The sequence below is a fragment of the Pseudoalteromonas sp. SR41-8 genome, from assembly GCF_014163915.1.
In the GTDB taxonomy this organism is placed as follows: domain Bacteria; phylum Pseudomonadota; class Gammaproteobacteria; order Enterobacterales; family Alteromonadaceae; genus Pseudoalteromonas; species Pseudoalteromonas rhizosphaerae.
Genome location: NZ_JACJEE010000004.1, coordinates 185,167 through 195,522 on the forward strand (window position 1 = coordinate 185,167; position 10,356 = coordinate 195,522).

Below are 10,356 nucleotides of genomic sequence, written 5' to 3' on the forward strand. Positions count from 1 at the left end.
GTTCTGTCAGTGATTAATTCACCACCGAGAACACAGAGTTCACAGAGAAGAAATAAGTGATTTTTTACTTTGGTTTCTCTGTGTAGCGCGCAGCGCCTTTGTGCCCTCGGTGGTAAAATAGGTTTGTTTGTGTAAATGTATAAACAGTCGCGAGGTAAACTCGCAGCTACCAATCCGTAGGCGCGGGGTTACCCCGCGCAATAGATTCAAGTTCTGTCAGTGATTAATTCACCACCGAGTTCACAGAGAAGAAATAAGTGATTTTTTACTTTGGTTTCTCTGTGTAGCGCGCAGCGTCTTTGTGCCCTCGGTGGTAAAATAAGTTTGTTTGTGTAAATGTATAAACAGTCACGAGATAAACTCGCTGCTACATACACGTAAGTGCGGGCTTTTAGTAGTTTTTAGATTTTAGGTTTTAGCGAATGCAAAATTTTTTTCTTGATATAATCACTGTTATGCAAAACCAATTATGGTTTTACTTACTCACTGTTGGCTTAGTGAGCCTGTGTATTGGCAGTTTTTTGAATGTAGTTATTTACCGGTTGCCGATAATGATGCAGCGTGAATGGCAAACAGAATGCCGTGTTTTACTGGCTGACGATTTAAAACCTACAAAAGCTGATAATACAGAAACTGAGTTTAATCTGATCAAGCCCAACTCGACCTGCCCAAAATGCAAAACGGCAATTAAGCCTTGGCAAAACATTCCTGTTATTAGCTGGTTATTGTTAAAAGGTCGCTGCGCCAGTTGCAGTAACCCAATTTCAGTACGTTACCCAATTGTTGAAATGCTTACTGCGGTTTTAAGCTTAATAGTGGCCTACACCTTTGGCGTGACTGAGCAGGCACTACTGTATATTTTAATTACTTGGGTGCTCGTCGCCCTGACCTTTATTGACATTGATCATATGCTACTGCCTGACCAACTCACCTTACCTTTAGTCTGGTTAGCATTAATTGCTGCGGTAATGGGCATCACTATCTCCCCAACAGATGCCATTATTGGTGCAGCATGTGGTTACTTAAGCCTCTGGAGCGTATTTTGGCTATTTAAACTGCTCACCGGTAAAGAAGGCATGGGCTATGGTGATTTTAAATTACTAGCGGTATTTGGCGCATTGCTTGGCTGGCAATCATTACTCACCATTGTTTTATTATCGAGTGTAGTGGGCGCTATTATTGGTATCGCATTATTGAGTATTCAAGGCAAAGATAAAGCCACGCCAATTCCATTTGGGCCTTATTTAGCCATTGCCGGCTGGGTTACTTTGTTATGGGGCACACAAATCCAAGTATTTTATTTTAATTTGTTAGGTTATTAATATGAATGCATCCACTCATAAAGCGATGAAAAATTGGGTGCTGGGCTTAACCGGCGGTATTGGTTGCGGAAAAAGCGCCGTTAGTGCCATGTTTGAAAAACTCGCTATTACCGTGGTTGATGCTGACATTATTGCACGCCACGTAGTCAAACCGCATAGCCCTGGTTTAGCTGCTATTAGTGAGCATTTTGGTGCCCAAGTGCTAAACCCCGACGGCAGTTTAAACCGGGCGCAATTACGTGAGATTATTTTTGCTGATACAGCGCAAAAAACTTGGCTTAATAATTTGCTGCATCCACTGATCCGAGAAAAAACCCTTACTGATTTACACTCTGCAAACAGCGCATATGTGGTGCTCGTCGCACCACTGTTATTTGAAAATGGTCTTGAGCAATATTGTGATCGCACTTTAGTGATTGACGTTCCTGTAGAAATACAACTCAAGCGTACTATCGCCCGCGATAACACCTCTGAGCAGCAAGCACGCAGTATTATAGCCGCACAAATGTCACGCGAGGATAAACGCCATCGAGCTGACGATGTGATTGATAACAACCGCCCATTGCATTTAGTTGAGCAGGATATAATGCAACTTCATCAAAACTACTTACAACTAACGGCTAAAGTTAACTAATAAAGATGATAACGGTTGTGATAAACAAAAACTTTTTAGCTTTTTGTTGTCAAATTACCTTAAATCGACAAGACTGATGTTATACCATTCTTTTTTCTGATAAATTGCTGGCTATGAAAGGATCTAACCAAGGTGCGCAATGAATATTAATTCACCATTACTTAGAAAGTTTATTACGCTTGGCCGTATTGACGCAGAAACAGTCAAACTCAAACAGCGTGAGTATGGCTCAACAGCAGAGTTGATCGCAAAATGCAGCGGTATTGATGGTCATGAACTTGCCGAGCAATGTATCGACTTATTCCGAGTGCCTTATTTTGATATACGTGAGTTTGACGTCGAGCTGATCCCAAAAGAGCTTGTTAAAGAAAAACTGATCAAAGATCATCATATTCTACCTTTAGTTAAAAAAGGCCGTAAACTCTACATTGCCGCGTCGGATCCTACTGATTATGGTGCTTTTGAAAACTTTGAATTCAGTACAGGGCTTGCTTGTGAGGTGGTCGTTGTTGATTATCGCCAGCTTGAAGCCAAAATAGATCAACTGCTTGATGCGTCGGGCAGTTTAAATTTAAGTGATGAAGAATTTAAAGAATTTAGTGATTTAGATACCGAAGGTCCTCGCGAAATACAAAACAACGGCGAAGACGAAAAAGACGATGCCCCGATTATCGTATACATCAATAAAATTTTGATGGATGCAATTAAAAAAGGCGCCTCGGATTTACACTTTGAACCTTACGAACATAAATACCGCGTGCGTTTTCGTATCGATGGCATTTTACATGAAATGGCCAGCCCGCCGAACAGCTTAGCCACGCGTTTATCAGCGCGGATAAAAGTAATGGCACGCTTAGATATTGCCGAAAAACGCAAACCACAAGATGGCCGTATCAAACTTAAAATCACCGAACGTAAAAGTATCGATTTCCGGGTAAGTACGCTGCCGACTTTGTGGGGCGAAAAAATAGTAATGCGTATCCTTGATTCATCCAGTGCCATGCTTGGCATTGATGTACTGGGTTACGAACCTGAGCAGAAAAAGCTCTATATGGATGCGCTGCAACAACCGCAAGGCATGATTTTAGTTACCGGCCCTACCGGCTCCGGTAAAACAGTATCACTATACACTGGTTTGAATATTCTTAACCAACCAGAGCGTAATATCAGCACTGCAGAAGATCCGGTTGAGATTAACCTCGAAGGTATCAACCAAGTACAAATTAACCCGCGTGCAGAGATGACCTTTGCTAATGCGCTAAAAGCGTTCTTACGTCAAGATCCTGATGTGGTGATGGTAGGTGAGATCCGTGATCTTGAGACCGCTGAAATTTCTATCAAAGCGGCGCAAACTGGTCACTTGGTATTATCGACCTTACATACTAACTCTGCTCCTGAAACCCTAACCCGTTTACTTAATATGGGTGTACCTGCTTATAACGTTGCCAGCTCGATTAGCTTAATTATCGCACAGCGCTTAGCTCGACGTTTATGCCCTAAATGTAAAGCACCAGAAAGCTTGCCGGACGAAGAGTTACAACGCCAAGGTTTTAGCCCTGAACAAATAACTGAACTCACTTTATTTGCACCCAAAGGCTGCGATAGTTGCACTGATGGCTACAAAGGTCGTGTGGGTATTTATGAAGTAATGCAGATTACTCCAGAAATAGCGCAAATCATTATGCGTGGCGGTAATTCACTAGAAATTGCTGAAGTATCGTTAAAGTCAGGCTTTAATAACTTGCGTTTATCAGGCCTCAGAAAAGCTGCCGCCGGTATGACTTCATTAGCCGAGATAAACCGAGTAACTAGTTTTTAAGATCCTAAAACCTAGCTTTCTAGGTTTTAGAGTTATAAATCGTAAACAATATGTATGAGAAGATGTTATGCCAACAGTTGTAAGCTGCCCAACGTGTAAAAACGAAGTCGAATGGTCAGAAAAAAGTCCGCACCGCCCTTTTTGTTCAAAACGCTGTCAGTTAATTGATTTAGGCGAATGGTCGTTTGAAAACAATAAAATCTCTGCACCTATTACCTCTGCAGATGATTTAAGCCAAGATATGATTGAAGATATTGAAGCTATGCTTGCTAAAAACGACGATGATTTTTTCAAGTAAGCCTGAAGTAATTGAAAAATAGAAGCTAGGTTTTAGGTAGTGACTAGCTGCTAGGGTGTATTCGAAGCTCGCAGCCCGTGGCGAGGTAAACTCGCTGCTACCAATACGTAGGCGGGGGTTTACCCCGCGCAAACTCGAATTAACTACTTTGCTGTTAACCAAGCTTCCAAACCAAAAACACCAACGCAAAGCCAACTAAATAAATCAGCCCTAACCAGCTCAAGCTTTGTATTACTTTGGAATGCTGAATACTTGGCACTGAGCGAACTAAGCTGAAGTTCAGCCATGCAAAAATCGGCGTAGTCAAAAATGCTAGCGTCATAGCAAAAGTAAGCATAGGGCCAAGGGCTGATTTAAAGAATAAGATCACCGCCATCCCCGCCAAAGATTGTACTATCAACCAGATATTTAAGCTGTGCTTACTTTGTTTAAAACCTAATAACTTGTGTGATTCGTTTAATGTGCGGGCGTAGCCATCAAGCACGGTTAAAGTTGTGCCAAACATACACAAAAACGCGATAATTGAAACTAATGGTCGTGCCCATTCACCTATGGTGAGGGCATACATATCAATAAGCTGTTTAGCAAATGCCACGCCGCCGAGCTCTATATTCGCGCTTTGCCCATATTGCACTAGCACACCAAGTGAAAAGAATACTAATGCCAGCCCTGCGGTTAACCAATAACCTAAATTAAAATCAAACAACCCCTGAGCCTTAGTCACGCTTTGCTGACTTTGCTTTTCTTTAAGCCACAATGAGCTTAATGCTGAGATTTCAATCGGTGCAGGCATCCAACCCATCAATGCCACCATAAAACCCAGCATAGCAAGTTCATAGGGAGATGGGCCAACGTAATCAGCAGGTGCCATTGGGCCGTTACTAAATGCAATAGCTAGGGCAATGACTGTTGCTAGTGTAAGTAGCCCCATAATAGCCTTTGCGACGTTATCGAGTGCTTTAAAGTGCCCGAGTAATAAAATGACTAAGCAAACGGCGAGGATCAACCAACACAGTAAAGTCACTGAAATAGCAATGGGTAAAGCGTAGTGTAATAAACTGGCCGTTAATAGCAGCACACCAGCGGTATTGACCACCGCAGCAATAATATTTAACCCAATAAAACTATAAAAAAACCATGGGCCTTTACTTTGATAGCCTTCAACTAAGCTTTTTTTTGTGGCTAGCGTGTACTCGATACCAAAGCGGAAAAACGGATACTTAAGCACGTTAACAACGAGGATTAACCAAAATAGCTGCCAGCCAAAAATAGCCCCTGCTTGCGTTGATGCCACTAAATGTGAGCCTCCAATTGCAGCAGTCGCCATTAAAATACCGGGACCTAGTGCGTTTAAACGAGTTTGCCAAATTGATACTGCTGACTGCATCTGTGTACTTATTACTTATGGTTAATAATAAGCAAGTTACAGCGTTTTAATTAAGAAATAAAGAGTAAAGCGGAGGTTTAGAGGACTAGTCCTTTAGATGTAAATCGCTAGATCCTAGTTGCCTAAGATCTAGCGTCTTTATTATTTAACGTAGGTCCATTTCTTGAATAATTTCATGAGCAATTTCAGGTGTAGTGCTCACCGGTTTTTCATGTAAATTGGCTTTAATTTGGCCTTTACGATGCTTTAGTGCTGCATCGAGTTTTTTAGCCGCGTTTGCAATAGCTGGATAAAGAACTTCGTTCTCACCTTTAACGGATAAACGCGCGCCTTCGTATATGGTACTGATTTCTGCTTGGAGCTTATGATGCTCTTTTGAAAGAATGATATCTAGTGCGATCAGAGATGGAAAATGACTCGCAATTTTTGAAAATTTTTCGTTGATGTGCTCTCTAATAGAGTCAGTAACGTCAACATGGTGACCAGAAAGATTAATTTTCATAGGGTATCCTTTTTTATGTTACCTCATAACTAGTATTGGGGGCTATTTAGATTAACACAAGGCAGAAAAGCATAAATATGAAATTTATTTGTTATTACAGCTGATGCAGATCAATTTAGTCACATTAAATATGCAAAAGCCCGCGCATGGCGGGCTTTCAGCGTGTCACTTAATTTGTATATTAAGTATACGAACAACAGTAATCAGCAAAGTCAGTCACTTTTACTTGAAAGGTAACGTTAGCATCAACATTAAAAGACTCCCCTGCTGACATCGTTTGCCATTTCGTCTCACCAGGGAGTAATACATCCCACTGGCCGCCGTTTAATTCCATCAATTCTTTTTTGCTCGTAGCAAATTCAAACTCACCCGGTTGCATAAAACCTAACGTTTTAGTGCTGCCATCAGCAAAAACCACGGTACGACTTGATACTTTACCGTCAAAATATACGTTCGCTGTTTTAACAACACTTACATTATCAAACTGAGACATCCTCACTCCTGTTCTTTGATTTATAATTTAACTGCGACCACATTGCCTTAAGGACGCATAGCATGCAAGTGTAGTGATGTGAAAAATACTCATGGGCATCTGATAGCTGACGGCTTAAAGCTTACAGCTCTGTATAAAAAAGCCCGCACTGCGTTTAACACAGTGCGGGCTTTTTACATTTTAAACTTAAAGGTTAAAACAATTCGTTTGCTTTGTTTACGATGTTTTCTACCGTGAAGCCAAAGTGCTCAAACAGCTCATTAGCTGGTGCTGACTCACCAAAGGTGGTCATACCTACTACAGCGCCGTTTAGGCCTACATATTTATACCAGTAGTCAGCAATACCTGCTTCTACGGCTACGCGGCGTGAAACTGCAGCTGGTAGTACACTTTCTTTATAAGCAGCGTCTTGTGCATCAAATACATCGGTCGATGGCATAGAGACAACACGTACTTTTTTACCTTGCTTACGCAGTTCAGCGGCTGAATCTTGTGCTAATTGCACCTCAGAACCAGTTGCGATTAAGATAAGCTCAGGCTCGCCGTCACAGCTCAGCACATAACCACCTTTTTTCACGTCGCTTAATTGCTGCGCTGAGCGAGTTTGTTGCTCAAGGCCTTGGCGAGTAAAGATAAGTGATGTTGGACCATCTTGGCGTTCAATCGCTTGTTGCCATGCAATCGCAGACTCAACTTGGTCACACGGGCGCCAGTTAACTAAGTTTGGCGTTAAACGCATGCTAGCAATTTGCTCTACTGGTTGGTGAGTTGGACCATCTTCACCTAAACCGATTGAATCGTGGGTGTATACAAAAATGCTTGGCACTTTCATAAGTGCAGCCATACGAACAGCATTACGTGCATATTCCATAAACATTAGGAAAGTTGCGCCGTAAGGAATAAAGCCTTTATGCAATGCAATACCATTCATAATCGCCGACATCCCAAACTCACGTACACCGTAATAGATGTAGTTACCGCTGGCATCATCGCGTGTTAAGCCTTTAGAGCCTTTCCAAATAGTCAGGTTAGAACCGGCTAAATCAGCTGAGCCGCCCATAAATTCAGGCAGTAATGGACCAAATGCATTCAGTGCGTCTTGCGATGCCTTACGTGATGCTGGGTTTGCTGGATTTGCGTCTAGTTGCTCAATATATGCTTGTGATTTTTCAGCCCAATCTGCTGGCAACTCACTACTAGTACGGCGTTTAAATTCAGCGGCTAGTTCTGGGTGTGCAGCGGAGTACGCGGCAAATTTTTCATCCCAGTTAGCTTCAAGTTGTTTACCCTTTTCTTTGCCATCCCATTGTGCATAAATATCAGCTGGGATTTCAAATGCTTCACCAGTCCAACCAAGGAACTCGCGTGCTGCTTTGATTTCGTCTTCACCTAGTGGTGCGCCGTGACAATCATGGCTACCTGATTTATTTGGTGAACCATAACCGATAACTGTTTTACAACAAATTAGTGTTGGTTTGTCGGTGATGCTGCGTGCTTCTTCGATGGCTGCGCGGATAGCGTCTGAGTCATGGCCATCAACGTCACTTACTACATGCCAACCGTAGGCTTTAAAGCGTGCAGGTGTATCGTCGCTAAACCAACCTTCAACTTCACCATCAATTGAAATACCGTTGTCATCCCAAAATGCAACAAGCTTACCTAGGCCTAATGTGCCGGCAAGTGAACATGCTTCATGAGAAATACCTTCCATTAAGCAACCATCGCCTAAGAAAGTATATGTGTGGTGATCAACAATATCATGACCTTCGCGGTTAAATTGCGCGGCTAATGCTTTTTCAGCAATCGCCATACCTACCGCGTTAGTGATCCCTTGACCAAGTGGGCCCGTAGTAGTCTCAATACCTGGCGCATACCCATATTCTGGATGGCCAGGTGTTTTTGAATGCATTTGACGGAAGTTTTTAATTTCCTCAATTGGTAAATCATAACCACTTAAATGCAATAGAGAATAAATAAGCATTGAACCGTGGCCATTGGAAAGTATAAATCGATCTCTATCTACCCACTCTGGATTTGTTGGATTGTGGTTTAGATAATCGCGCCATAGTACTTCTGCGATATCAGCCATGCCCATAGGGGCTCCAGGGTGGCCTGATTTGGCCTTTTGTACTGCGTCCATTGATAAGACGCGAATAGCATTTGCAAGTTCTTTGCGAGACGGCATGGATTCTCCTACCTTTACTGTATTTGCGCTGGTTATTGTGTGTATTCATTTGAAGATCCATTCTTACTTATTGTAGGGGCTGTATGCAATTAAAAACCTGATTAAATTGGGCATTATGAATTTTTTTTAAGAACAAAAAGTTATTAGTAATTTTATTTAGACGTCTAGGCGTAAAAACACTATGCAACTATCGTTGTTTTAGATAAAATACGCCCCTAAATTTTTTAGCGCTCTTACCGACGTTTGTGAAGCGCAATATTTGTGAGCAAAGACAATGGCAAAACATTTATTTACTTCTGAATCTGTTTCTGAAGGTCATCCGGATAAAATCGCGGACCAAATCTCTGACGCGGTACTAGATGCCATCTTAGAGCAAGATTCTCATGCCCGTGTTGCGTGTGAAACTTACGTAAAGACTGGTATGGTTATGGTTGGTGGTGAAATCACTACTAGCGCATGGGTTGATATCGAAGAAATCACACGTAAAACTGTACGTGAAATTGGCTACACTCATTCTGATATGGGTTTTGATGCCGACTCGTGTGCAATTTTAAACACGATTGGTAAGCAGTCTCCTGACATAAACCAAGGTGTTGACCGTACTAGCCCAGAAGAACAAGGCGCTGGTGACCAAGGCCTAATGTTTGGTTACGCATGTAACGAAACTGAAGTATTAATGCCTGCACCAATCACTTACTCACACCGTTTAGTACAGCGTCAAGCGCAAGTACGTAAAAGCGGCGAGCTTAACTGGTTACGTCCTGATGCAAAATCACAAGTTACTTTTGCATATGAAAATGGCAAGCCAGTAGGTATTGACGCAGTAGTACTTTCTACTCAACACAGTGAAGACATTTCACAAAAAGATTTAGTAGAAGCTGTGATGGAAACAATCATCAAGCCGGTACTGCCTGCTGAGCTTATCACTAGTGCAACTAAGTTTTTCATTAACCCGACTGGCCGTTTTGTAATCGGTGGCCCAATGGGTGACTGTGGTCTTACTGGTCGTAAAATTATCGTTGATACCTATGGCGGCATGGCTCGTCACGGTGGCGGTGCATTCTCTGGTAAAGATCCATCAAAAGTTGACCGTTCAGCTGCGTACGCTGCACGTTACGTTGCTAAAAACATCGTTGCTGCGGGCCTTGCTGACAAATGTGAGCTACAAGTTTCTTACGCAATCGGTGTTGCAGAGCCAACGTCAATCAGTGTTGAAACATTTGGTACCAGCAAGCTTGAAGAATCACGTTTAATTGAATTGATTCGTGAACACTTTGACTTACGTCCATATGGCTTAATTAAAATGCTTGATCTTGAGCGCCCAATTTATCTACCAACTGCAGCTTACGGGCATTTTGGTCGTGATGAATTCCCTTGGGAACGCACAGATAAAGCAGACGCACTTCGCGCAGCAGCTGGTCTTTAATATCAGCCACTGTGTGAATACAAAAAAGCGCCAATTGGCGCTTTTTTTTATGCCTGCTGATTATATTGTTGTAAATGCCTGGGTTATTGTCGCGAGGTAAACTCGCTGCTATCAGACATAGGCGCGGGTTTACCCCGCGCAATTAAAGCTAGGTTCTAGAAAGTGATACCAATCGTGTTAAGTTACTGACCATTTATAGCGACAGATAAATACAGTGATAACAAGGCGTAAATTTTGACATGTAGTTGTTCTACTTGAAAAAATTATAACGCAGTTAGCGCTTTATTTAG

The 10,356-nt window shown here is 42.2% G+C and carries 9 protein-coding genes; 5 read left to right on the plus strand and 4 right to left on the minus strand.

All coding sequences use genetic code 11. The features are described from left to right. Window positions 1-422: 422 nt before the first annotated feature. The 4 genes from H5162_RS04860 to yacG all read left to right on the plus strand — a co-directional run bounded on the left by H5162_RS04860 (window position 423) and on the right by yacG (window position 4,073). Window positions 423-1,322: an A24 family peptidase gene (locus H5162_RS04860; protein WP_310736416.1), complete on the plus strand. Its 900-nt coding sequence runs from the start codon at window positions 423-425 to the stop codon at window positions 1,320-1,322. A gap of 1 nt (window position 1,323) precedes the next feature. After that, on the plus strand, window positions 1,324-1,956 hold the full coding sequence (gene coaE / locus H5162_RS04865) for a dephospho-CoA kinase (protein WP_182777831.1): 633 nt from the start codon (window positions 1,324-1,326) through the stop codon (window positions 1,954-1,956). Between the two features lie 139 nt (window positions 1,957-2,095). Then, window positions 2,096-3,775: a type IV-A pilus assembly ATPase PilB gene (pilB, locus tag H5162_RS04870; RefSeq protein WP_145235193.1), complete on the plus strand. Its 1,680-nt coding sequence runs from the start codon at window positions 2,096-2,098 to the stop codon at window positions 3,773-3,775. Window positions 3,776-3,842: 67 nt separating this feature from the next. Next, complete coding sequence (yacG, locus tag H5162_RS04875; RefSeq protein ID WP_145235191.1) at window positions 3,843-4,073, plus strand: DNA gyrase inhibitor YacG; 231 nt, start codon at window positions 3,843-3,845, stop codon at window positions 4,071-4,073. Between the two features lie 154 nt (window positions 4,074-4,227). Here the strand turns inward: yacG and H5162_RS04880 are convergent, their stop codons facing one another. The 4 genes from H5162_RS04880 to tkt all read right to left on the minus strand — a co-directional run bounded on the left by H5162_RS04880 (window position 4,228) and on the right by tkt (window position 8,640). Further along, the gene (locus tag H5162_RS04880) at window positions 4,228-5,400 is read right to left on the minus strand and encodes an NRAMP family divalent metal transporter (RefSeq protein WP_145235524.1); all 1,173 of its coding nucleotides are present in this window, start codon (window positions 5,398-5,400) and stop codon (window positions 4,228-4,230) included. A gap of 205 nt (window positions 5,401-5,605) precedes the next feature. Then, the gene (gene hpf, locus H5162_RS04885; protein ID WP_145235189.1) at window positions 5,606-5,962 is read right to left on the minus strand and encodes a ribosome hibernation-promoting factor, HPF/YfiA family; all 357 of its coding nucleotides are present in this window, start codon (window positions 5,960-5,962) and stop codon (window positions 5,606-5,608) included. Window positions 5,963-6,143: 181 nt separating this feature from the next. Further along, window positions 6,144-6,455 (minus strand): pyrimidine/purine nucleoside phosphorylase, encoded by a 312-nt coding sequence (locus H5162_RS04890; protein WP_145235187.1) that lies wholly within the window; start codon window positions 6,453-6,455, stop codon window positions 6,144-6,146. Between the two features lie 193 nt (window positions 6,456-6,648). After that, the gene (gene tkt, locus H5162_RS04895; protein ID WP_182777833.1) at window positions 6,649-8,640 is read right to left on the minus strand and encodes a transketolase; all 1,992 of its coding nucleotides are present in this window, start codon (window positions 8,638-8,640) and stop codon (window positions 6,649-6,651) included. A gap of 274 nt (window positions 8,641-8,914) precedes the next feature. On the opposite strand from tkt, the gene metK reads away from it, so the two are divergent. Beyond that, the gene (metK, locus tag H5162_RS04900) at window positions 8,915-10,066 is read left to right on the plus strand and encodes a methionine adenosyltransferase (protein WP_149981353.1); all 1,152 of its coding nucleotides are present in this window, start codon (window positions 8,915-8,917) and stop codon (window positions 10,064-10,066) included. Window positions 10,067-10,356 lie beyond the last annotated feature (290 nt).